At 47.9% G+C, this 21,452-nt stretch carries 26 protein-coding genes and 1 riboswitch; of the genes, 22 read left to right on the top strand and 4 right to left on the bottom strand.

Features of this window, described 5'->3' with window-relative positions:
* The first annotated feature begins 47 nt into the window (after window positions 1-47).
* The 6 genes from pgaC to BO53_RS0109190 all read left to right on the top strand — a co-directional run bounded on the left by pgaC (window position 48) and on the right by BO53_RS0109190 (window position 5,498).
* Complete coding sequence (gene pgaC, locus BO53_RS0109215; protein WP_031547506.1) at window positions 48-1,289, top strand: poly-beta-1,6-N-acetyl-D-glucosamine synthase; 1,242 nt, start codon at window positions 48-50, stop codon at window positions 1,287-1,289.
* Between the two features lie 47 nt (window positions 1,290-1,336).
* Window positions 1,337-1,543, top strand: coding sequence for a hypothetical protein (locus BO53_RS0109210; RefSeq protein ID WP_031547504.1), 207 nt, complete (start codon window positions 1,337-1,339; stop codon window positions 1,541-1,543).
* Window positions 1,540-2,397, top strand: a complete 858-nt coding sequence (icaB, locus tag BO53_RS0109205; protein ID WP_031547501.1) for an intercellular adhesin biosynthesis polysaccharide N-deacetylase — start codon at window positions 1,540-1,542, stop codon at window positions 2,395-2,397. The genes BO53_RS0109210 and icaB overlap by 4 nt, the downstream gene beginning before the upstream one ends.
* Window positions 2,398-3,435, top strand: coding sequence for an acyltransferase family protein (locus BO53_RS0109200; protein WP_031547500.1), 1,038 nt, complete (start codon window positions 2,398-2,400; stop codon window positions 3,433-3,435).
* A 111-nt stretch (window positions 3,436-3,546) separates the two neighbouring features.
* Window positions 3,547-3,924: a YbgA family protein gene (locus tag BO53_RS0109195; RefSeq protein ID WP_031547498.1), complete on the top strand. Its 378-nt coding sequence runs from the start codon at window positions 3,547-3,549 to the stop codon at window positions 3,922-3,924.
* Window positions 3,925-4,028: 104 nt separating this feature from the next.
* Complete coding sequence (locus BO53_RS0109190) at window positions 4,029-5,498, top strand: Mur ligase family protein (RefSeq protein WP_031547496.1); 1,470 nt, start codon at window positions 4,029-4,031, stop codon at window positions 5,496-5,498.
* Between the two features lie 49 nt (window positions 5,499-5,547).
* Here BO53_RS0109190 and BO53_RS0109185 read toward each other — a convergent pair whose 3' ends face one another.
* Together BO53_RS0109185 and BO53_RS0109180 are read right to left on the bottom strand one after the other, a co-directional pair.
* Window positions 5,548-5,868, bottom strand: a complete 321-nt coding sequence (locus BO53_RS0109185) for a DUF3243 domain-containing protein (RefSeq protein ID WP_051683079.1) — start codon at window positions 5,866-5,868, stop codon at window positions 5,548-5,550.
* A gap of 160 nt (window positions 5,869-6,028) precedes the next feature.
* Window positions 6,029-6,376: a DUF488 domain-containing protein gene (locus BO53_RS0109180; RefSeq protein WP_031547492.1), complete on the bottom strand. Its 348-nt coding sequence runs from the start codon at window positions 6,374-6,376 to the stop codon at window positions 6,029-6,031.
* A 145-nt stretch (window positions 6,377-6,521) separates the two neighbouring features.
* Here BO53_RS0109180 and aroD point away from each other — a divergent pair, with 145 nt between their 5' ends.
* On the top strand, window positions 6,522-7,265 hold the full coding sequence (aroD, locus tag BO53_RS0109175; protein WP_031547490.1) for a type I 3-dehydroquinate dehydratase: 744 nt from the start codon (window positions 6,522-6,524) through the stop codon (window positions 7,263-7,265).
* A gap of 42 nt (window positions 7,266-7,307) precedes the next feature.
* Here the strand turns inward: aroD and BO53_RS0109170 are convergent, their stop codons facing one another.
* Window positions 7,308-7,625 (bottom strand): thioredoxin family protein, encoded by a 318-nt coding sequence (locus BO53_RS0109170; protein WP_031547489.1) that lies wholly within the window; start codon window positions 7,623-7,625, stop codon window positions 7,308-7,310.
* Between the two features lie 141 nt (window positions 7,626-7,766).
* Here BO53_RS0109170 and BO53_RS0109165 point away from each other — a divergent pair, with 141 nt between their 5' ends.
* The 13 genes from BO53_RS0109165 to sufB all read left to right on the top strand — a co-directional run bounded on the left by BO53_RS0109165 (window position 7,767) and on the right by sufB (window position 18,113).
* Complete coding sequence (locus BO53_RS0109165; RefSeq protein ID WP_031547487.1) at window positions 7,767-8,129, top strand: Spx/MgsR family RNA polymerase-binding regulatory protein; 363 nt, start codon at window positions 7,767-7,769, stop codon at window positions 8,127-8,129.
* Window positions 8,130-8,192: 63 nt separating this feature from the next.
* Window positions 8,193-8,573 (top strand): glycine cleavage system protein GcvH, encoded by a 381-nt coding sequence (gene gcvH, locus BO53_RS0109160; protein ID WP_031547485.1) that lies wholly within the window; start codon window positions 8,193-8,195, stop codon window positions 8,571-8,573.
* A 61-nt stretch (window positions 8,574-8,634) separates the two neighbouring features.
* Window positions 8,635-9,042, top strand: a complete 408-nt coding sequence (locus BO53_RS0109155) for a toprim domain-containing protein (protein ID WP_031547483.1) — start codon at window positions 8,635-8,637, stop codon at window positions 9,040-9,042.
* Window positions 8,993-9,310 carry a thioredoxin family protein gene (locus tag BO53_RS0109150; RefSeq protein ID WP_084184997.1) on the top strand — a complete coding sequence of 106 codons (318 nt, stop codon included), beginning with the start codon at window positions 8,993-8,995 and terminating at the stop codon, window positions 9,308-9,310. Before BO53_RS0109155 ends, BO53_RS0109150 begins: the two co-directional genes overlap by 50 nt.
* A 40-nt stretch (window positions 9,311-9,350) precedes the next feature.
* A riboswitch (SAM riboswitch) is annotated at window positions 9,351-9,449 on the top strand.
* A 107-nt stretch (window positions 9,450-9,556) separates the two neighbouring features.
* Window positions 9,557-10,576: a methionine ABC transporter ATP-binding protein gene (locus BO53_RS0109145; protein WP_031547479.1), complete on the top strand. Its 1,020-nt coding sequence runs from the start codon at window positions 9,557-9,559 to the stop codon at window positions 10,574-10,576.
* Window positions 10,573-11,265: a methionine ABC transporter permease gene (locus BO53_RS0109140; protein ID WP_031547477.1), complete on the top strand. Its 693-nt coding sequence runs from the start codon at window positions 10,573-10,575 to the stop codon at window positions 11,263-11,265. The genes BO53_RS0109145 and BO53_RS0109140 overlap by 4 nt, the downstream gene beginning before the upstream one ends.
* Before the next feature lie 39 nt (window positions 11,266-11,304).
* Window positions 11,305-12,189, top strand: a complete 885-nt coding sequence (locus tag BO53_RS0109135) for a MetQ/NlpA family ABC transporter substrate-binding protein (protein WP_031547474.1) — start codon at window positions 11,305-11,307, stop codon at window positions 12,187-12,189.
* A gap of 171 nt (window positions 12,190-12,360) precedes the next feature.
* Window positions 12,361-12,696: a DUF4870 domain-containing protein gene (locus tag BO53_RS0109130; protein ID WP_031547472.1), complete on the top strand. Its 336-nt coding sequence runs from the start codon at window positions 12,361-12,363 to the stop codon at window positions 12,694-12,696.
* A gap of 214 nt (window positions 12,697-12,910) precedes the next feature.
* On the top strand, window positions 12,911-13,696 hold the full coding sequence (gene sufC, locus BO53_RS0109125; RefSeq protein WP_031547470.1) for a Fe-S cluster assembly ATPase SufC: 786 nt from the start codon (window positions 12,911-12,913) through the stop codon (window positions 13,694-13,696).
* A 15-nt stretch (window positions 13,697-13,711) separates the two neighbouring features.
* Window positions 13,712-15,028 (top strand): Fe-S cluster assembly protein SufD, encoded by a 1,317-nt coding sequence (sufD, locus tag BO53_RS0109120; protein WP_031547468.1) that lies wholly within the window; start codon window positions 13,712-13,714, stop codon window positions 15,026-15,028.
* A gap of 21 nt (window positions 15,029-15,049) precedes the next feature.
* Window positions 15,050-16,270: a cysteine desulfurase gene (locus BO53_RS0109115; RefSeq protein ID WP_031547466.1), complete on the top strand. Its 1,221-nt coding sequence runs from the start codon at window positions 15,050-15,052 to the stop codon at window positions 16,268-16,270.
* Complete coding sequence (sufU, locus tag BO53_RS0109110) at window positions 16,260-16,697, top strand: Fe-S cluster assembly sulfur transfer protein SufU (protein ID WP_031547463.1); 438 nt, start codon at window positions 16,260-16,262, stop codon at window positions 16,695-16,697. Before BO53_RS0109115 ends, sufU begins: the two co-directional genes overlap by 11 nt.
* 18 nt (window positions 16,698-16,715) lie before the next feature.
* Window positions 16,716-18,113: a Fe-S cluster assembly protein SufB gene (gene sufB, locus BO53_RS0109105; RefSeq protein ID WP_031547461.1), complete on the top strand. Its 1,398-nt coding sequence runs from the start codon at window positions 16,716-16,718 to the stop codon at window positions 18,111-18,113.
* 67 nt (window positions 18,114-18,180) lie between these two features.
* On the opposite strand, the gene cyoE is transcribed toward sufB, so the two are convergent.
* Complete coding sequence (cyoE, locus tag BO53_RS0109100; protein WP_037342094.1) at window positions 18,181-19,074, bottom strand: heme o synthase; 894 nt, start codon at window positions 19,072-19,074, stop codon at window positions 18,181-18,183.
* A gap of 259 nt (window positions 19,075-19,333) precedes the next feature.
* Between cyoE and BO53_RS0109095 the strand changes: the two genes are divergently transcribed.
* The gene (locus BO53_RS0109095) at window positions 19,334-20,527 is read left to right on the top strand and encodes an MFS transporter (RefSeq protein WP_031547457.1); all 1,194 of its coding nucleotides are present in this window, start codon (window positions 19,334-19,336) and stop codon (window positions 20,525-20,527) included.
* A 111-nt stretch (window positions 20,528-20,638) separates the two neighbouring features.
* A complete protein-coding gene (locus BO53_RS0109090; RefSeq protein ID WP_031547455.1) occupies window positions 20,639-21,427 on the top strand; it encodes a VLRF1 family aeRF1-type release factor in 789 nt (262 codons plus the stop codon).
* The last annotated feature ends 25 nt before the right edge of the window (window positions 21,428-21,452 follow it).

Below are 21,452 nucleotides of genomic sequence, written 5' to 3'. Positions count from 1 at the left end.
TACCCAAACAGAAGGTATTGGAAAAGTTATTAGGAGTGTGCTGAATTATGCAAATTTTACTTGATCTGCTTCTTTTTTATCCGATCGTCATATCCGTGTTCTGGCTCATCGGCACGATACTGTTTTTCGTATTGAGGGAAGTCCGTTTGAGCAGGAAGATAGACAAGGATGATGTTGAGGGAATTACATTCATCGTCCCATGCTACAACGAAGCGGATACCATCAAAGAGACAATCATGAATCTGGATCAGCTTAAATATCCCAAAAAGGAAATTATGGTCGTCAATGACGGAAGCAGTGACCGCTCATCCGAGGTGCTGCATGAACTTAGTTCCGAATATGACTTCACGTTCATCGACCTGAAAGTGAACAGGGGGAAGGCGAATGCCCTGAATACTGCAGTTGAGAGCGCCAGTCATGATTATGTCATGGTAATCGATGCAGATACGCTGGTTGATGACGATGCACCATACTATATGATGCAGAACTTCAAAAAATATAAGAACATCGGCGCTGTCACGGGCAACCCGAGAATAAGGAACAAATCGTCACTGCTTGCCAAAATCCAGACCGTCGAATATGCCAGCATCATCGGCTGCATCAAGCGTGCACAGGTGCTGACCGGTTTTGTGAATACAATTTCAGGCGTCTTTACATTATTCGACAAGAAGGCACTGAAGGATGTGGGCTACTTTGATACGGACATGATTACAGAAGACATCGCAGTATCCTGGAAGTTCCACTTTGCCGGATACAAGATCCAGTATGAACCGCGTGCGCTCTGCTGGATGCTGGTGCCTGAAACTTTCAGAGGGCTCTTCACACAGCGGTTAAGATGGGCGCAGGGCGGCCAGGAAGTACTCATCAGGGACTTCAAAAATATGCTTAAAGTAAAGAATCCTTCATTATGGATCCTCTACCTTGAGCAGGTCTTCTCGGTAGTATGGGTGTACTCCATCGTCGCCACGCTTCTATATGCACTGCTCAGTACCAACTTCCTGGATTATTACTTCTATGCCTTCAACTTGAATCTCGTATTCCTGTCGGCCTTTGTACTCACCTTTGTAAACATCATACAATTTACAATTTCAGTACTGATAGACAGCAGATATGAGAAAAAGAATCTACTATATATTGTATTCCTGAGCTGGTATCCGGTTTTCTACTGGCTGATCAATGCAGTAGTGGCTGTCATTGCACTGCCAAAAGCAATCAAACGTAAGAAAGGGGAATTTGCGACATGGAAAAGTCCAGACAGAGGAGATATCCAACAGTCAAATCAAATCTAAACGTAATCAGGGAAGCTTTTATCTCAACATTTTCTTTGGTGCTTTGGATGTACAGTACAGTGGCACTCATGACTATTTCTTTTACACTGCTTAATATAGACACTTACTACGTCCAGCTCAGCCGTACCATTCTGAATGTGGATCCGGCTGATATATCGTTCATCTTCACGGTTGTTGTCATCGGCGCTGCAGTTTCATTCGTTTATCTTATGGCGACATATTTTGCCAATCTAATAAGGGTGACTTCCAAATGATGTTTTTAAAGTTAATGATGTCTGGTTCATTGATGCTTTCACTGATTTTGAACCAGGCCAATCTTCCGACCGAGTATCCAGAGATGGACAGGCCTGAAGACCTCGACCATGAGGAGAACAGCTGTGTGGGGCTGAATTACCATAGGGTCAGGGATTATGGAATTGTTGAGAATGTCTTCAAATTCCTGTCAAGCAACAAGGAGCTCAGCGTCTACAGTGTGTCCACAGAAGCATTTGAATCACAGATGCAATTCCTGAGGGATCAGGATGCCAATTTCGTCACTATGGAAGAGCTGGTTGGATACTATGAAGAAGGCAACTTCCCGGAGCGCTGTGTCTGGATCAGCTTCGATGATATGGACACGACAATCTATGAAAATGCCCATCCGATACTGGAAAAATATGATATACCTGCTACAGGCTTTGTGATAACCGGTGAAGTCGGCAATGCAGATTTCAATAATATTTCATTGCTTGAGCAGGAACAGCTGAATGAGATGGAAGATAGTGGGCTTTGGGAGTTTTCTACACATACACACGACTTCCACCATCTCGAAGGGAACACAGCAAGGCTATTGACCAAGAGTGAAGAAGAGGTGGCTGTCGATACCGAAGCGAGTCTGGATTATTTCGAATCGGAGTTCAATGATTCGAACATTAACACAATCGCATATCCATTCGGCCAATCGAATGATACAGCAACAAAAGCTTTTGAAGAAGAAGGAATAGAGTACGGCTTTACACTGGAAGAAAAAGAAATAAGGCCGGATTCCAACCAATATTATATTCCGAGAGTGCTGATCAGTGAAGATGCTTTTGAACTGTTGATAGAAGACTGGGAAGGGTTGAGGTAGATGAAAACAGAACTCAATTATCTGCGTGTAATACTAAGCGTATTCATCGTTCTGACCCATCTGCTTACAGAGTATGCGGTAAGCACTGGAGCGGATGAAAACCAGATTGAAGTATTGTACTGGATCAGAAACATCTTCATCGTTGCAACCCCAGGCTTCATCATTCTCTCAGTGATGCTGAGTACAATGAACTACAGGGAGAGTCTGCCGGAAAACTATCTGTGGAACAGGGTCAAGTTCATACTGGTGCCCTATCTGATGGTGGGGGTCATCTATGCTTTCACAGAAAACACTTTCCGGGAAGAAACATTCTGGGAAATCTTCTGGAACAGTGTCCTCCTCGGAAACTGGTACGGCTACTTCATCCTGGTCATCATGCAGTTTTCTGTGCTGAACTGGATAGTCTATAGGATAAGTCCGAAGATCCTGAGCTCAAAGCTGCTGCTGTTCGTGTCATTCATCATAAATTTCGCATTCCTGTACAGCTATTACAATCATGGATTTACGGCGAATTTTGTGGACAGCATCTATCCGTTCGGCAATACCACATTCATCCTCGGATGGGTCTTCTTCTACTTTTTTGGTGCCTATATCGGTGCAAACTACGAAAAAGTGCTGGAATTCGTTAATAATCAGATCGCCATCATCCTGTTGCTGGTGATCATCTCCTATGCAGCATTGATATTCATGAACCGTGGGGATTTCTATACTGTCACAAGCTTCGATTATGCGCTCATGCCCCTCCATACTGCAGGATTCCTTTTCCTGCTGAATCTGTCGACGCAGTTGACGGGATTGGCGCCAAGCGTATACGCCCTGATATCAAGCTTCTCATTCTTCATCTTCCTGTTCCATCCGATCATATTGCCGGGCATATATAGTACGACCTCGGTATTTGCAGACATGACAATCATCTTCATTCTGACTTCCCTGCTGTTGACCATAGGAATGTGCATCGGGGTGGGAGTCATTCTGAAGCAGTTTACAATCTTCAAATATTTGATGGGAAAACAGCCCTACAAGATTGACAGAATATAAGCTGTAGCCACAAGACACGCTTTTCATCTCCTGCCGTCTCCATCAGCAAAGCCTGACAACCTACGGTTGCAGGCTTTTTTCGTGGGTAGAATAACAGGGAGGAGGAAAATTATGAGGGAACGTGGAAGAACGGAGCAGATGTGGGCCCGTGAAAAATACCGGGTCATGTTCCATAGTCAAAAGCACTACAATGAAATCCGCGAGGCATTGAAAGGGAAATGTTCATATGAAGAGGCAGAAGCGCTTGTCAATGGTGCGCTGGCGGTTCCGCCGACGAAAGGTTCTATGATGAATGCGATTGATCATATGTGGGGCTACTCCAGAAAGATCTGTGATGAAGATGAGTGGATGGAGTATAAGAGGTTGAAGGAGGAATTCATGCAGGGCCGGGCAGGACACGAAACATTGCTGGCGTTCATAGGCGGCCTTGCACATAAATACCGTCAGCACTACCTTCTGAATTCTTCACTCATCGAAGAATACAGGTAGCATAAAATTTATGTATATGATGTATTATGCTGGCGGCATTTATTGTATAGTAGAAGAACCAACTTTCGGGTAAATTTACAATTGAGGGAATAAAGGGGACTTTGATGAAGGTAACGACGGTATTGAAAACAATTGAAGCGCACATCACTGCGCAGAATCTGATGGGGGACAACCAAAACGGGAAGAGGATTCAGGGCATTACATCGATGTATCAGAATCTTGAGGCAGGCTACATCTTCATGCTGAAGGCCTCGAAGAATTCAGACAAATATTTTCGGAAGGCGATTGGACGGCATCCTGCCCTCATCATCACAGATTTTAAGGCGGAGACCTTTGCCGATTTCCATGATGAAGCGGATATCCTCTATATCAATGATTTCACCAAAGCATCAATCAGTCTCATTAATCTTTTCTATGGTGAACATATCGAAAAAATGAAGTATATCGGGGTGACTGGCACCAATGGCAAGACGACGACGAGCCATTTTATTGGGAGGCTGCTGTCGGAGTTGGGCTATAGGGTGGCGACGGTAGGAACACTTGGAGTGTTCGATGGAGAATATGAAAGGGTTGCTTTTCCGCATTCGACACCCACAACACCGATGCATTTTGAATTTGCCGAAATCATCAAGTACTTCTCAATACGGGAGTACGACTATATCATCTATGAAGCGACATCCATCGCCCTTGATCAGGGACGTACGGACTTCCTCCGCAATGATCTGGCAGTCTTCATCAATTTCAGTCCGGAACACCTGGACTACCACAGGACAATGAAGCGTTATCTTGAGGCAAAACTGAGCCTGGCTGCCCTTAGTGATGAAATCCTTGTCAATATGGACACTCCGGAATATTGGGTCATCGCCAAAGACCGATATCATTTCTCGGAACATGAGGATACCTACTACCGCTATCGGACTGAGATTGACCACATCAAGCTTCACGTAGGGGCGGACCATTACGAAGTGAGACCCGGCTTCCTTGGGGAGCATAACTATATCAATCTGGCAACGAGCATATTTGCCTTGCTGAAACTGGGGCACGACATCGATGTAGTGATCGGAGCGGCAGAGAAGATTACGCCTCCTGTACATCGTTTTGAACTCTTTTCCCAAGATCGGTATGATTTTATACTTGATTTCGCCCACACACCGATTGCAATCAAGGAATCCATCACCAATGCGATGAAGTATGCTGAAAAAGTGGGGAAGAAGCTGATCGTCATGGTGACCGGCATCGGTTTGAGAGGGGATGAGAAAATCAGGATGACGATGGAACTGGTGCCTGAGGGGCTGTATTATCTCGTGCTCGCTGCAGAACAGGTGGGATATGAAGATGAGGAGAGGATCATCAGGATGATGCGGAAATACCTGCCCGATTCATATGATGACACCAACATCATCACTGCATTATCGCGTCAGGAAGGCATTGTCCAGGCCGTTGACTATGCTGATCCAGAGACGATCATCCTGTTGACCGGCATCAATGAACCCCAGCATTACCGGGGGGAGATCATCGCCCATGATGACAAGCAGTTCATACTTCAATATCTGAAAAAATATAACAGACGGTAAGAAGGGCACTTCCGATCGGAAGTGCCCTTGTGGATGATGCTAAAATCCTTTATCCATTCGATTTCTGTGCAAGTCTGACAAGCACTCTTGCGATGGTATTTTTTTCATCCTCATTCTCGGTTTCTTTCCACAGCTCTTTCAGTACCTGTTCTTCACGATTGCGCGGTTCTTCGTTGGATGCAAGGTAGTCGGCGACCCTTTTTGCAGCCTTGGCCAACTGGTCTTCATCCATACCGACCTTTTCGCCCTTGCTGACCTGGTCTCCCAGATAGTTGATGAACTTATTGTAGCTTTCAAGAATCTGATCCTTGTTCTCCTGGTCCATGTTTGCCGCCTTCTCTTCCGGATTTCTCATTTCGTCGTTACTCATGCTTAATACCTCCTATTAGTTTGTAGTGATGTTATACACATAATGCTGATGGGAGTGTGATGAGCACCGTGATGAAAATTGAAATTCTAAACATGTCGTGTGCTCTACACATAGGATATCCATTTAGTGTACTTGCTAAACATTATTGTTGGGCGGAGACTCAATCCATGTTTTCAATGTATTCCCTAATTGCGGCAGCCTGGTTATACTTTTCATCCTTCGCTCCATACAGCAGGGTAATATTATGATCATCGCTCTGTTCCTTTATTTCTCTGAGCATGTCCTTATGACTGTCGAGTTCCTTGAAGTATCGTTTCTTGAACTCTCCCCATTTATCAGGATCATGGTCGAACCACTCCCTCAACTCTTTCGACGGGGCGAGGGAACGATACCATTCATCAGATGACAGGCCTTCCTTGCTGACGCCTCTTGGCCAGATGCCATCAACCAGTATCCGTTTCCCATCCTGTTTCGAAATACCATCATACGCTCTTTTCAGTTTTAACATTTTCATCACCTCATTATGGTTGTCCCCCCTCCAGAAAGGGAATAAACAATATAGAAATTTTACATATATTCCATTTGGATGATTGAATTTTCTTTAAACTTTCTATAATGTATATAAATAAAAAGAGATTATGAGAGGGATCCATATGAATATTAAAGGTGTAGAAATCGGAGCAGGCCAACCGAAGGTGGTGGTTTCTTTTACAAACCACTCCAAAGAAACGGTCGATGAAGAAATAGAAGCGGCATTATCCCATGCCGGACTGTTTGACATCGTCGAAATCAGAAGTGATTCATTCGATGCATTGAGTCATGAGGAGCACATCAAACTGGTCAACCACATCCTCCAGGAGATGCAGGACTACCCGGTCATCTATACGTACCGTACGCTGAATGAAGGCGGAAAGGGGCAGAAGACTGCGGCAGAGTACGAATCCCTGCTCGGTGCTGTACTCGAACAATGCAGCGTCGACATCATCGATATTGAATTCTTCAAATATGAGGATATCGTGGACAACCTGGTACAGAAGGCGAAGGAGAAAGGGGTCGGTATCATCCTGAGCCAGCATGACTTCAAGGATACACCACACTTTGATGAGATGATGGCAACCTACAGGAATATGTATGAACGGGGCGGAGATATATTGAAGCTTGCCTACAAGCCTTCAGACGGCCGGGATGTACTCAGTGTACTCAGCGCTGTTCATGACGCACGCGAGAAGTTCGACTGCCAGATAGTGGGCATTGCGATGGGGGAGATGGGCAGGATTACGCGGCTGGCGGGCGGTGTATTCGGCTCCTGCCTGACATACGGATATATATCACATAAGGCGGCACCGGGACAGATTCATGCCGAAGTCCTCAAGGAAAACCTGAAAATATTCGAGTAATCATAAGAAAAGCGTCCAGAATGCTGGACGCTTTCATCCTGTCTATATGCTCTTCTGCAGGAAGTCTTTAACTGATTCAGGTGATTTCGCATCTGCAGAGTGCAGATGGGCAAGCTTTTCGCCATTTTTGAAGACGAGCAGGCTCGGGATGCCCATGACATCATTTTCATCCGCCGCTTCCGGCACTTCGTCACGGTTCAGTTCATACCAGTCGATGTGCTTGTATTCCTCAAGGATCGGATCGATGAACATGTTCATGCGTGTGCAGTCCGGGCACCAGTCGGCGAAGAATTTGATGATGATCTTGTCATCGCCCTGTATTTTCTTGCTATAGTCATCATATTGTCTGATTGCTTCCATTATCAATGCTCCTTTAACAGTGTGATTATCATCCATTTTATCATCTTTCGGACGGAATATGAAACGGGCAGTCCGATTCCGCTTGCAATATGCATTTATTTGCAAGTATATTATGGATAACAACCCTTCTGGAGGTAATGGATGATTACATTATATGAATACCCGAAATGCACGACCTGCCGCAAAGGAAAGAAGTTCCTGCAGGAAAATGACGTTGAATTCGAGAGCATAGACATGGTGAAGCAGCCGCCGGAGGCTGACACACTGTTCGAACTGGTGGAGCGCTCGGGCAGGGATGTCGATGAATTCTTCAACAAGCGCGGCAAGAAGTTCAAGGAACTCGACCTTAAGGAACGTCTGGATGAAATGACGAAAGAGGAGAAGGTTGAACTGCTTTCAACAGACGGCATGCTGATCAGGCGTCCCCTTCTCTACGACGGCTCCAGCGTAGTGCTCGGCTTCAAGGAAGAGGAATACAAACAATTTGTGAACAGCCGGAATTAGCCTTGCCTAAATAGTGTGAACTATGAGATTATATAAGTGTATAAGAAAAAGGAGGTTTTTGTCGTGGCAACACCTAAAGAATTCAAGTATTCAGAAGATCATGAATGGGTCAAATTTGAAGATGGCAAAGCAACAATCGGTATTACGGAATTCGCCCAATCCGAACTCGGTGATATCGTATTTGTGGAGCTGCCTGCTGAAGGCGATGAAATTACTACTGGGGAATCGTTCGGCAGTGTGGAGTCCGTTAAGACGGTATCCGAACTGTATGCACCGCTCAGTGGTACAGTAGTCGAAATCAATGAAGAACTCGAGGACAGCCCTGAGCTTGTCAATGAATCTCCTTATGAAGAAGCATGGATGGTGGTCATTGAACTGTCCGATGAATCACAACTTGATAAACTGATGGATGCGGATGCCTACGAAGAAATGGTGGATGCATAGAAACTGAAACTCTGGACATCGTCTGGAGTTTTTTTCAAATATGATACCAGGGGTGATGGCAATGTATTTTTCCGATAAAGTGCTCATTGTCGAAGGGAAGACGGATAAGCGGCGCATCGAAGAAGTATTGATTGAACCTGTACAGATCATATGCACCCATGGTACAATGGGAATCTCAAAATTGGATGAGATTCTCGACCAGCTGAATGGCTCCGACATCTATATCCTGTCCGACGCGGACAAAGAGGGAAAAAACATCAGGAAATGGTTTAAAAAACATCTGAGTGAAAGTACTCACATATATATTGACCCGAAATTCGGTGAAGTGGGCCGCTGCCCACGCGACTACTTGGCAAACCTCCTTATGAGACACGATTTTTATGTAGATACAAGCCTGATCATGAAAGGTAAGTTCAGTAATGATGAAAGAACCAAGGACAATCGATATTACCAGCCGTATTCAATCTGAGGAGACGTTCGTGCTCTATGGCTATGCGCCGATATGTGCCAACTGCCAGATTGCGGAAAGGATGCTCGATATCGTCTCTGAAATGAAGGGATTTTCATATACTTCCATAAATTTGAACTATCATAAGGATCTCATTGAATTGTATGAAATCAGATCGGCGCCCGCACTGCTTCTGTTCAGGAAGGGCAGACTGATCAGGGAAGTATATGCCTTCCAGTCGGTGACCCATCTGACGGAAGTGTTCGATGAATTCCTTGTTGACGAATAGGAATGCGGATGATAGTATTATTAACAATCTAATAATGAAACTCTTATCAAGAGTGGTGGAGGGAAGTGCCCGATGAAACCACGGCAACCGTCTTTATGACAAGGTGCCAATTCACTGATCGACTGGTCGAAGATGAGAGGCTGATGGATAAAACCGGTGCCTACTCAACTTTTGAGTGGGCTTTTTATTTCTTTAGTGGAACGGAAAATGTACGACCTTTCCAATATACAAGTCAGGGTGAAACGTATGATCGATATAAAGAAAGCAACGAAAGTTTTCAAGACAAAGAACAATACCATCCAGGCTGTGGATGATGTCAATCTCCATATCAAGGAAGGGGAGATATTTGGTGTCATCGGCTATTCTGGCGCGGGCAAATCCACGCTGATCAGAATGCTGAATGGGCTGGAACAGCCCTCTTCGGGCGAAGTGGTGATCGGCGAAGATGTCATCAGTGCGATGACCCGGGCAAACCTGCTCAGGAAACGCCAGAAGGTCTCCATGATCTTCCAGCACTTCAACCTGCTCTGGTCGCGGACCGTCGCCGAAAACATCAGCTTCCCGCTGGAGATTGCCGGTGTACCGAAGAAGGAGCGGGTACGCCGTGTGGCGGAACTGGTGGAGCTCGTCGGCCTCAAGGGGCGCGAGGACAACTACCCGAGCCAGCTTTCCGGCGGGCAGAAGCAGCGGGTCGGCATTGCTAGGGCGCTCTCCAACAGGCCCGAAGTACTCCTGTGTGATGAGGCGACGAGTGCGCTTGATCCCGAAACGACGGACGAGGTACTCGACCTGCTGGTGAGGATACGTGATGAAATGGACCTCACCATCGTCCTCATCACCCATGAGATGCACGTCATCCGCAAGATATGCGACCGTGCGGCAGTGATGGAAAATGGCCGGGTCGTGGAGACAGGGCCGGTGATAAAGCTGTTCCAGAATCCGGAGCATGGCGTGACGAAACGCTTTGTCAAAGATGACATCAACGATGAGGAGACGGCCCTGTCATTCGAGGAGGTCAGGGAGATGTTCCCGACCTCGAAAATACTCAAGCTCGGCTTTGTCGGCTCTCAGTCCAAAGCGCCGATCGTCTCGCAGGTCGTCAAGAAATACAATCTTGATCTGAACATCCTCTCGGGCAATATCAAGCGGACGAACAATGAGTCCTATGGCCACCTGTATGTGGCAATCGACATTGATGATGCGGACCTTGAAAGCCTGGAGCAGGAACTGGCTGAACATGCTGTGACAGTGGAGGTGGAAGGATGAGCGAATTCATCAATGCATTCGCCGAGATGTTCTCATTCGAAAACGTCAAATGGGATGATGTCTTTACGGCGACGAACGAAACGCTTTACATGACCGTCATTTCCACTGCGTTTACATTCATATTCGGGCTGATTCTCGGAATCATCCTTTTCCTGTCATCCAAAAGCGAGCATGCGGCCAGTGCGCCGGTCTATGGCGTCACTGCTTTCCTTGTCAACCTGTTCCGTGCGATTCCATTCATCATACTGATCATCCTCCTCATTCCATTCACGAAGGTGCTGATGGGGACGATCATGGGGTCGCAGGGGGCACTGCCTGCACTCATCATCGGTGCATCGCCCTTCTATGCACGCCTCGTTGAAATCGGGCTCAAGGAGATAGACAAAGGGGTGATTGAAGCCGCCGAATCCATGGGCGCCAATACATGGACGATCATCTGGAAGGTGCTGCTGCCGGAATCATTGCCGGCGCTCATTTCAGGCATCACCGTCACCGCCATCATGCTTGTCGGCTCCACAGCGATTGCCGGCGTCATCGGTGCGGGGGGCCTCGGCAACCTGGCATATATGGTCGGTTTCACAAGAAACCAGAGTGATGTCACCCTGGTCGCAACTGTAGCAATACTGATTATCGTCTTTGTCATCCAGATTCTTGGGGACTTGGCCGCAAAAGCGGTCGACAAGCGGTAGTCATCAAAATAAAACCAATCAGGAAAGAGGGAAAGTGTAATGAAGAAGATTTTCTTGCTGCTCACCATTTCTATTTTTGCAGCTCTATTGGTCGCATGCGGCAGCGGCGGTTCGGAAGATGCCGTAACTGAGGACAGTGAAGAAAGCGAAGAAACAACGGAGAACGCTGAAAATGAAGAGACTGAGGAAGCGGGGGGCACAATATCCATCGCAGCCTCACCGGCGCCACATGCTGAAATTCTGGAAGAAGCGGCAACCATCCTGGAAGAGGAGGGCATTGAACTTGATATAGCAATCGTCAATGACTATACAACGCCAAACCGCCTGCTTGCGGATGAGGAAGTGGATGCGAACTACTTCCAGCATACGCCATACCTTGAAGGCGAAAAGGAATCCCACGATTATGATTTGACAAGTGCAGGGAACGTACATATCGAGCCGATGGCCGTATATTCCCAAGACTATGATTCATTGGAGGAACTGCCGGATGGATCGACGATCCTCGTGTCCAACAACCCCGCTGAAGAAGGGCGTTTCCTTTCCTTCTTCGTCGATGCCGGCCTGGTTGAAATAGAAGATGGCATCAATATAGAAGATGCGACTTTTGACGATATCACATCAAACGAAAAGAACTTCGAATTCGACAACCAGACAGCACCGGAATTGCTTGTGAGCATGTATGAAAACAATGAGGCGCCTGCTGTCATCATCAACTCCAACTTCGCACTGGATGGCGGGCTCAGCCCGACGGAGGACTCCATCGTCGTCGAAGACGGAGATTCCCCTTACGCCAACCTTGTGGCTGTACGCACTGGTGATGAGGAACGTGAAGACATCCAGAAGCTCATGGAGGTGCTCCAGGGCGAGGAAATCAAACAGTTCATCGAAGAGAACTACGAAGGTGCGGTCATTCCAGTGGAATGATGAACCAGCCCCCGATCAAACGATCGGGGGTTTTCAATTGAAAAAAAACGGTTCGTTTTTTCAATTGGAAGGCAGAAATGCACGGAAGGAATTTTAATTTCACCGTTACCATCTGCATTTTTAGGGTAAATATACACTGTATGGCAATTTGATTGCATAGGGGGAAGAGAAATGAACGGAGAAAATGCGCAAGTTTTCGACAAATCACTCGTAATGGTTTCTTTTATCGTGTCCGCCTTTACGGCAGTACTGGGTCCCTTGCTCATATGGGTGCTGAAAAAGGATGACGATCCGGCCACAGGCGAGGCGTTGAGGCACGTTGTCAATTTCGGCCTGTCCTACACGATCTACATGTTCGTAGCATGGCTTACATCCTTCATACTCATCGGCCTGGTCATTGGACCGATCATTACCGTCGCATTCTATATATTCCTCATCATGGGTGCCATCAAGGCGAATGAAGGAAAAGTCTATAAACCCCCGTTCACCCTGGACATCATCAAGTAGCTCATTTTCATTTACCTCATGACCATTATCAGTCGTGAGGTTTATTTTATTGCCGGATTGGCGTTAAAAGGAGTGTAAAGGTTTAAAGTGTGGCGCATTTACGTTATAATATAGTGGTAATTTAAATCCCGTGCCAGGCTTTGACTATTATTTAGAATTATTATAAACTGGTATGGAGAAACATATACAAAATAATCTGTTGGAGGGTTAATAAATGGCTTCTGTTCTAGAAATCAAAGATCTGCACGTCGAAATAGACGGCAAAGCAATTCTCAAAGGTGTCGACCTCACACTCAAGCAAGGAGAAATCCACGCGGTGATGGGACCGAACGGTACAGGTAAATCCACGCTTGCTCAGGCGATCATGGGACATCCGAGATATGAAGTGACTCAAGGTGAAGTACTGCTCGATGGCGAAAACGTACTTGAAATGGAAGTTGACGAACGTGCGCAGGCCGGACTTTTCCTCGGCATGCAGTATCCATCTGAAATCTCAGGTGTGACGAACTCAGACTTCCTCCGTTCTGCAATCAATGCACAGCGCGAAGAGGGCGACGAAATCAACCTGATGCAGTTCATCAAGAAACTGGACAAGAACATGAACTATCTGGAAATGGATCTGGATATGTCAACACGCTACCTGAACGAAGGATTCTCCGGTGGGGAGAAGAAACGCAACGAAATCCTGCAGCTCATGATGCTTGAGCCTAAATTCGGCATCCTGGACGAAATCGACTCCGGCCTTGATATCGATGCACTCAAAGTAGTATCCAAAGGAATCAATGAACTCCGTGGCGAAAACTTCGGCGCGCTGATCATTACACACTACCAGCGTCTTCTGAACTACATCACACCTGACTACGTTCACGTAATGATGCAGGGCCGTGTAGTGAAATCCGGTGGCGAAGAGCTTTCCAAGCGTCTTGAAGAGGAAGGTTACGACTGGATCAAGGAAGAACTTGGCATTGAAGACGAAACTATCGCTGCAGATGTAGAATAGGACAGGAGGATGACCATGGCTACTGAAGTTAATGAATATGTTATCAATGCTGATGAAGTCATTTCCCGTGCAGAATCACGCGGTGAATCTGAACTTCTCATCAGCAGGAAAAAAGAAGCACTAGAACAAATCGAATCCCTCGATATGCCGAAGCCGGACAAGACGAAGCTCAACAAATGGGATTTCTTCACAGTATCCCAGCCGGTGACGGACAGCGCGACATACGGCTCACTGGAAGAACTGCCTGAAGCGGTCAAGAGCCTTCTGGATATCGAGCACACGAAAAATATCTATGTACAGCACAACAACACCCCGGCATATCTGCAAGTCTCCGATGAACTGCTCGACCAGGGCGTGGTGATTGAAAACATCATCGAAGCCAGTGCAAACCACCCGGAACTCGTGGAGAAGTATTTCATGACTGAAGGCGTGAAGATTGACGAGCACAAGCTTGCTGCATACCATGCGGCGATGCTCAACGGCGGTCTGTTCGTCTATGTACCAAAGAATGTGCAGATTGAAGATCCGGTACAGATGGTCGTACTCCATGACGACGAGAAAGCGTCACTGTTCAACCACGTACTGATTGTTGCAGATGAAGGGTCTGAATTGACTTACGTCGAAAACTACCTTTCCAACGTAGATAAATCCAATGAACAGTTCAATATCGTTTCAGAAGTCATTGCGAAAGACAACGCGAAGGTCAACTACGGTGCAGTGGACTTCCTTTCTGAAGGATTCACAGGCTACGTCAACCGCCGTGGTGTCGTCGGCCGTGATGCAACACTCGACTGGGCGCTCGGTCTGATGAACGACTCCAATGTCATCAATGACAATACGACCTATCTCATGGGAGATAATTCCGTATCCAACCTGAAGACGGTCGTTGTGGGCCGTGGTGAGCAGACGCTCAACTTCACGACTCAGATCATCCACTACGGCAAGGACTCCTCAGGCCATATACTGAAGCATGGCGTAATGAAGGACAGTGCCTCCAGCATCTTCAATGGTGTGGGGTACATCAAGCACGGTGCAACACGCAGTGACGCCCAGCAGGAATCCAGAGTATTGATGCTGAGTGAAAAGGCGCGCGGTGATGCGAACCCGATCCTTCTGATCGATGAAGATGATGTTACAGCAGGCCACGCAGCATCCGTCGGACGTGTAGATCCGATCCAGCTGTTCTACCTGATGAGCCGCGGCATCTCTCAAAAAGAGGCGGAGAGGCTCGTCATCCACGGCTTCCTTGATCCGGTAGTGCGTGCATTGCCGATCGAATCCGTGAAAAATCAGCTCAGAGAAGTCATTGAACTCAAAGTTCTCTCAAAATAAGCTTTAAAGGGGTTTTCCCGCATGAATGCCAAAGATATCAGAAAGGATTTCCCAATCCTTGATCAGCAGGTCAATGGCAATGACCTCATCTACTTTGATACATCAGCAACGAGTCAGACACCGTCACCTGTAATAGACGCAATGACTGCGTATTATGAAGCATACAACTCCAATGTGCACCGTGGTGTGCATACACTCGGCACAAAAGCGACAGATGGTTACGAACAGGCGCGTATGAAAGTGAGATCATTCATCAATGCCAAGCGATTTGAGGAAGTCATATTCACGCGGGGAACCACTGCAGCAATCAATCTTGTGGCACGGAGCTTCGGGGACATGGTGATTGAACCGGGCGATGAGATTGTAGTGACGGAGATGGAACACCATGCCAATATTGTGCCATGGCAGGAGTTGGCAAAGCGCAAGCAGGCAGAACTGAAGTTCATCCCAATGGAGGCGGATGGCACATTGACGATGGAAAATGTGGAGGCGACAATCGGCGAGAACACGAAGATCGTCGCCATCACCCACGTCTCGAACGTGCTCGGCACCATCAATGACATTAGGGCAATCGCCGAAGTGGCACACAGGAATGATGCCTATATTGCGGTCGATGGTGCACAGGCTGTTCCACATATGTCCGTCGATGTACAGGATCTGGATGTCGATTTCTACGCATTCAGTGGCCATAAGATGCTCGGACCGACGGGCATCGGCGTGCTCTATGGAAGAAGTGAACTGCTTGACGATATGGAACCGATCGAATATGGTGGCGATATGATTGACTTTGTCGACCTCAGAACATCCACTTGGACGGACCTTCCTGTAAAGTTCGAAGCGGGAACGCCAATGATCGCAGAAGCAATCGGCCTTGCTGCAGCAATCGACTATATCGAAGACATCGGTCCGGAAGCCATCTTGGAATATGAACAGGAACTCGTGAACTATGCACTTGAGCGCATGAGGTCAGTGGAGGGCATTGAGATCTATGGTCCCGAGTCGCGTGCCGGCCTGATTACGTTCAACCTGTCGGATGTGCATCCGCACGACCTCGCTACCGCCCTCGACTCTGAAGGCGTCGCCGTCAGGGCCGGCCACCATTGTGCACAGCCGCTGATGAAGTGGCTGGGGGTATCCTCTACAGCCCGGGCAAGTTTCTATATATACAACACTACAGAAGAGATTGACAGCTTTATCGAAAGCCTCAAGCGTACGAAGGAGTTTTTCTCTTATGAATTTTAACAATCTCAACCAGCTATACCGCTCAGTCATCATGGATCACTATAAGAATCCGCGCAACAAAGGGGTCATTGAAGATGGTACACTGACGGTGGACATGAACAACCCGACATGCGGAGACCGCATCCGTCTTACTTTGAATGTCGTCGATGAAATAGTCGAGGATGTCAAATTCGATGGGGAAGGCTGTTCAATCTCCATGGCCAGTGCCTCCATGATGACCGAGTCCATCACCGGGAAGAATATTAATGAAGCGCTCTCCATGGGAGACGAATTCAGCAAGATGATGCTCGGTGAAGACTATGATATCTCCGAAGAAATGGGAGATATCGAAGCGCTGTCAGGCGTAAGCCAGTTCCCGGCACGCATCAAATGTGCCACGTTGTCCTGGAAGGCCCTTGAAAAAGGCGTCAAAGCTGACAGCAAATAATAAGAAGGAGTGATTTAAATGGCTAAACAAGCACCAGAAGTCGGCGATTACAAATATGGTTTCCACGATGAAGACGTATCCATTTTCCGTTCCGACCGCGGCCTTACTGAAGAAATTGTACGTGAAATTTCCAATATGAAAGAAGAGCCGGAATGGATGCTCGACTTCAGACTCAAAGCGCTGAAACATTTCTATAAAACACCGATGCCTACATGGGGCGGCGACCTCTCAGAACTCAACTTCGATGAAATCACATACTATGTGAAACCTTCCGAGCAGTCTGAACGCTCCTGGGACGAAGTGCCGGAAGAGATCAAGCGTACTTTCGACAAGCTTGGCATTCCGGAAGCTGAGCAGAAATACCTCGCAGGTGTTTCCGCACAGTATGAATCAGAAGTGGTCTACCACAACATGGAGCAGGACTTGGAAGACAAAGGCGTCATCTTCAAGGATACAGACTCCGCACTTCGTGAAAACGAAGATCTGTTCAGAGAATACTGGGCGACAGTCATCCCACCGACAGACAACAAGTTCGCTGCACTCAACTCGGCTGTATGGTCCGGTGGATCATTCATCTACTGCCCGCCAGGTGTGAAACTCGATACACCACTGCAGGCATACTTCCGTATCAACTCCGAGAACATGGGACAGTTCGAGCGTACACTGATCATCTGTGATGAAGGATCAAGCGTACACTATGTAGAAGGCTGTACTGCACCGGTCTATACGACGAATTCACTGCACTCCGCTGTTGTTGAAATCATCGTTAAGAAGGATGCATATTGCCGTTACACGACAATCCAAAACTGGGCGAACAACGTATACAACCTTGTTACAAAGCGTACATTCGTTGATGCGAACGGTACAATGGAATGGGTCGATGGCAACATCGGTTCCAAGATCACGATGAAGTATCCGGCAGTATTCCTCAAAGGCGAAGGCGCACGTGGCATGACACTGTCAATCGCACTCGCAGGCAAAGGACAGCTGCAGGATGCCGGGGCAAAAATGATCCACCTTGCTCCAAACACATCATCCACAATCGTTTCCAAGTCCATCGCCAAGCAGGGCGGCAAGGTGTCCTACAGAGGACAGGTCCACTTCGGCAGAAAAGCGGATGGTGCACGTTCCAACATCGAATGTGACACGCTCATCATGGACAACGACTCCACTTCAGATACGATTCCTTACAATGAGATCCTGAACGACAACATCTCACTGGAACACGAAGCGAAAGTTTCCAAAGTATCAGAAGAGCAGCTCTTCTATCTCATGAGCCGCGGCATCGGGGAAGAAGAAGCAACTGAAATGATCGTAATGGGCTTCATCGAGCCATTCACGAAAGAACTGCCAATGGAATATGCGGTCGAAATGAACCGTCTGATCTCCTTCGAAATGGAAGGTTCCATCGGTTAATTGATACAGGAAAAGCCTTATCACACATGAAGTGTGATAAGGCTTTTTGTTTTGGCCCGTGCCTCGGTCACCCTACGAGGGATGTAATGACCACCATGGCAGAGAGTACAAGGAAAAGATAGATGATCGAATAGCGCAGGTTCATCTGTGCCCATCCCTTCTTGTCCCCGGGCTTAAGTCCCATCGCTGCGAGTACGATCCAGCCGAGGGTCAAGGCGAAGGTAAAAGCGAAGAAGCCCCAGCCCAGCGAACCAATCAGAATGAACGGAAAGGGCAGAAGTGCAATCACATAGATGAAAACCTGCCGGATTGTCGCATCGATGCCCCTCACCACTGGGAGCATGGGCACACCGGCCCGTGTGTAGTCCTCGAGCCGCTTTATTGCGATGGCCAGTGTATGGGGTATCTGCCAGATGAACAGCAGGTAGAACAGGGCAATCGGGACGATATGGTCTGCCGGTGTGATGACGGCCCAGCCGATCAGTGGGGTGAACGCACCTGAAATGCTGCCGATGACGGTATTCAGTGTATACTTCCGCTTTGACCAGAAGGTGTACAGGACAACATAGAAGAACCAGCCGAGGAATGAATAGACGGCAGCTTCCAATGTGGTGAACATCATGACGGAGAGGCCGATGATCGTCGTGATGATGCCTGCCCATAGGACGGCATTGAGTGGGAAGGCACCTGTCACCGTGGGACGATTGCTGGTCCTTTCCATTTTCTTGTCAAGGTCGCTCTCATACCAGTTATTCAGCATCAGGGCACCGGAGATGACAAGGGTGCTGCCCGCCATCGTCAGCAGGAAGAGCCCCAGGTGATCCATAAAGCGTGCGCCGCTGAAATGGAGCGCGAGCCAGTAGGCCGTGAAGACGGGCAGTACATTGGCCAGAAGCACTTTGCCCTTCAGCAGGTATTTCATATTGGTCAGAAAACTGAGGCATTTTGATTCAGTTGACATTTGTCCATTATCCAAAAAATATTCCCTCACAAGCATTGTATTGATTAGATTTGACGATAGAAAAATATTCAATACCCATTATAACAGCATGTTCAGGATTCATCCTGCCCATTGCACCAGCAAATCCAGTGTCCGGGAAAATGGGATCAGTAAAGCAGATGAATATTCTTTATTCCCCAGGTATATGGACAGGGAATATAAAAAGGACTACAATAGTTAGGCAAACTAACTATGTGTTCATAAGGATGTTGAGACGGATATGACTGATACATACAAGGAAAGACTATGGACGAAGGATTTCATTTTCACTTCGGCAGCCAATCTGGTGCTCATGCTGTCGATGTACCTGCTGCTCGTCACGATGGCGACATATGCCATGGATACCTATGGCGCCTCGGTCAGTATGGGAGGATTCGTATCCAGCATCTTCATCATCGGCGCCCTGTTCGGACGGCTCTATGGCGGAAAGCAGATTGCCAGGATCGGCAACAGGAAAATGCTTCTGATCGGGACCGTATCCGTATTGGTGGCGACGGCGCTGTATTTTCTGCCGCTCGGCATCTATCTGCTGATGGTGCTCAGGTTACTGCACGGAGCGGCAATCGGACTGGCGACGACGGCGACAAGCACAATCGTGTCGCAGCTCATTCCTACTTCAAGGAGTGGTGAAGGCATCGGCTACTTCAGCCTGAGTGTGGTCATGGCCACTGCCATCGGTCCATTGATTGGAGTGATGCTTCTGACACAGTATGGCTTCAACAGCATCTTCCTCTTCTCCTTCATCATGGCCATCCTCTGCCTTGTGCTCAGCGTGTCCCTGAGGCCGCCTGAAATGGAAGCCGAAGCGGAGAGGAAAGGCTTCAGGGTCACAGACTACTTCGAGGCACGTGCCCTGCCGATATCCATCGCAATGTTTGTGCTGGCAATCGGCTATTCGGGCATACTGTCCTATGTGACCGAATATGCAGCCGAGATAGATCTGGTGGAAGCGGGGAGCTTCTTTTTCCTCATCTATGGCATTTTTGTGCTGCTGTCGCGGCCATTCACCGGCCGGCTGATGGATCAGAGGGGCGCCAATATCGTCGTTTATCCGGCGCTTGTTTCATTTGCAGCCGGCATGCTGATGCTCAGCCAGGCGGGAGCAGGGTGGGTGTTCCTCGCTGCAGCAATCTTCATGGGGCTGGGTTATGGCAATTTCCAGTCCATCGCCCAGGCACTCGCGATCAAACTGACACCGCACCATCGCATGGGCCTCGCCAACTCCACCTATTTCATCGCACTGGATCTCGGTCTAGGGCTCGGTCCGCTGATGCTCGGATATATCGTACCCCTCTCCGGCTATCGCGGGATGTATCTATCCCTTGTTGTGGTCATCCTGGTCGGGATCGTCGTCTATCATTTCATGCATGGACGGAAGGACAGGGAGATTACGCGCGTCGGCGGTGCGGACTGAAGGATGTTTCATTCAAAATTTTTCAGGGTAAAATGTATGAAAGTGGAAAAGTATACGAACCAGTGTGCCGCTTCGCAAATATGAGTTTACGAAGAAGGGGAGAGCACGTATATGACTATGGCAAAAGACATCAAAAGGATTAAAGCAAAAACGGATGACATCGGCATTCTCACTTTGTATTTGAATACTGATGCCAGTGAAAACCGCCAGAACGGAGAATGGAAGATCCATCTCAAAAATGGGATGAAGGAATTGAAGGACCAGGTGAAGGACAGTGAAAATCCGGAGGAGAAGAAGGCGCTGAAAAAACTTCTCGAGCAGGCCGAAACGCGCATCGAGGAAAATCGGCTGAACTTGCAGAAGAGTTATTTCCTCACCGCTTCGGCTGATGGAAAGCTATGGGAGGAAAAGATTCTCCAGGTCCCCGTAACCACCTCTTTCCATTGGAGTACGGAATCGCAGACCGGACAGCTGGAGGCACTTGACCAGAGATTCCCGGAAACGGGCATCATCGTCATCCAGCAGAGGGATGTGGCTTTCATAGAGACGGCACTCGGGGAAATACTCGGGGAAAGGCATTTCAGCTGGGATCTTGACCGGGAGGACTGGGTGGATTATGACAAGTCCACTCCTCCAGTGGACAGGGCCACAGGAAAAGATGAGTTCCAAAGGCGCTTTGATGAGAATAGGCAGCGCTGGTACAAGAACCTTGTGCCACGCCTGTCAAAAGAAATAAAAGAGCGCAACTTGGATGGTGCATATCTCGTTGGGAGCAGGGAAGCGGTCGCCGAACTGGAACCGCACATGAGTCCGGCACATCTGAGGGGCACGGTTACGAAGAACCTTGGATCGATGCCGAGCCATGAAATTGTAAAGGAAGTATACGACACCTTGATATAGGATGATAATCGCAGCCGGACAGGCA

The organism is Salinicoccus luteus DSM 17002, assembly GCF_000712035.1.
Taxonomy (GTDB): domain Bacteria; phylum Bacillota; class Bacilli; order Staphylococcales; family Salinicoccaceae; genus Salinicoccus; species Salinicoccus luteus.
This window is presented reverse-complemented; position numbering and strand designations above follow the sequence as displayed.

Bases quoted from the DNA above. Each gene is read 5' to 3' on its own strand.
- BO53_RS0109155 (WP_031547483.1), top strand. From the start codon at position 8,635: ATGTATTTTTCCGATAAAGTGCTCATTGTCGAAGGGAAGACGGATAAG.
- BO53_RS0109210 (WP_031547504.1), top strand. From the start codon at position 1,337: ATGTACAGTACAGTGGCACTCATGACTATTTCTTTTACACTGCTTAAT.
- aroD (WP_031547490.1), top strand. From the start codon at position 6,522: ATGAATATTAAAGGTGTAGAAATCGGAGCAGGCCAACCGAAGGTGGTG.
- BO53_RS0109145 (WP_031547479.1), top strand. From the start codon at position 9,557: ATGATCGATATAAAGAAAGCAACGAAAGTTTTCAAGACAAAGAACAAT.
- BO53_RS0109140 (WP_031547477.1), top strand. From the start codon at position 10,573: ATGAGCGAATTCATCAATGCATTCGCCGAGATGTTCTCATTCGAAAAC.
- BO53_RS0109180 (WP_031547492.1), bottom strand. From the start codon at position 6,376: ATGTTAAAACTGAAAAGAGCGTATGATGGTATTTCGAAACAGGATGGG.
- BO53_RS0109095 (WP_031547457.1), top strand. From the start codon at position 19,334: ATGACTGATACATACAAGGAAAGACTATGGACGAAGGATTTCATTTTC.
- BO53_RS0109195 (WP_031547498.1), top strand. From the start codon at position 3,547: ATGAGGGAACGTGGAAGAACGGAGCAGATGTGGGCCCGTGAAAAATAC.
- BO53_RS0109130 (WP_031547472.1), top strand. From the start codon at position 12,361: ATGAACGGAGAAAATGCGCAAGTTTTCGACAAATCACTCGTAATGGTT.
- BO53_RS0109190 (WP_031547496.1), top strand. From the start codon at position 4,029: ATGAAGGTAACGACGGTATTGAAAACAATTGAAGCGCACATCACTGCG.
- BO53_RS0109090 (WP_031547455.1), top strand. From the start codon at position 20,639: ATGACTATGGCAAAAGACATCAAAAGGATTAAAGCAAAAACGGATGAC.
- icaB (WP_031547501.1), top strand. From the start codon at position 1,540: ATGATGTTTTTAAAGTTAATGATGTCTGGTTCATTGATGCTTTCACTG.
- BO53_RS0109150 (WP_084184997.1), top strand. From the start codon at position 8,993: ATGATGAAAGAACCAAGGACAATCGATATTACCAGCCGTATTCAATCT.
- cyoE (WP_037342094.1), bottom strand. From the start codon at position 19,074: ATGTCAACTGAATCAAAATGCCTCAGTTTTCTGACCAATATGAAATAC.
- BO53_RS0109200 (WP_031547500.1), top strand. From the start codon at position 2,398: ATGAAAACAGAACTCAATTATCTGCGTGTAATACTAAGCGTATTCATC.
- BO53_RS0109115 (WP_031547466.1), top strand. From the start codon at position 15,050: ATGAATGCCAAAGATATCAGAAAGGATTTCCCAATCCTTGATCAGCAG.
- BO53_RS0109185 (WP_051683079.1), bottom strand. From the start codon at position 5,868: ATGAGTAACGACGAAATGAGAAATCCGGAAGAGAAGGCGGCAAACATG.
- sufD (WP_031547468.1), top strand. From the start codon at position 13,712: ATGGCTACTGAAGTTAATGAATATGTTATCAATGCTGATGAAGTCATT.
- sufC (WP_031547470.1), top strand. From the start codon at position 12,911: ATGGCTTCTGTTCTAGAAATCAAAGATCTGCACGTCGAAATAGACGGC.
- BO53_RS0109135 (WP_031547474.1), top strand. From the start codon at position 11,305: ATGAAGAAGATTTTCTTGCTGCTCACCATTTCTATTTTTGCAGCTCTA.
- BO53_RS0109170 (WP_031547489.1), bottom strand. From the start codon at position 7,625: ATGGAAGCAATCAGACAATATGATGACTATAGCAAGAAAATACAGGGC.
- BO53_RS0109165 (WP_031547487.1), top strand. From the start codon at position 7,767: ATGATTACATTATATGAATACCCGAAATGCACGACCTGCCGCAAAGGA.
- pgaC (WP_031547506.1), top strand. From the start codon at position 48: ATGCAAATTTTACTTGATCTGCTTCTTTTTTATCCGATCGTCATATCC.
- sufU (WP_031547463.1), top strand. From the start codon at position 16,260: ATGAATTTTAACAATCTCAACCAGCTATACCGCTCAGTCATCATGGAT.
- sufB (WP_031547461.1), top strand. From the start codon at position 16,716: ATGGCTAAACAAGCACCAGAAGTCGGCGATTACAAATATGGTTTCCAC.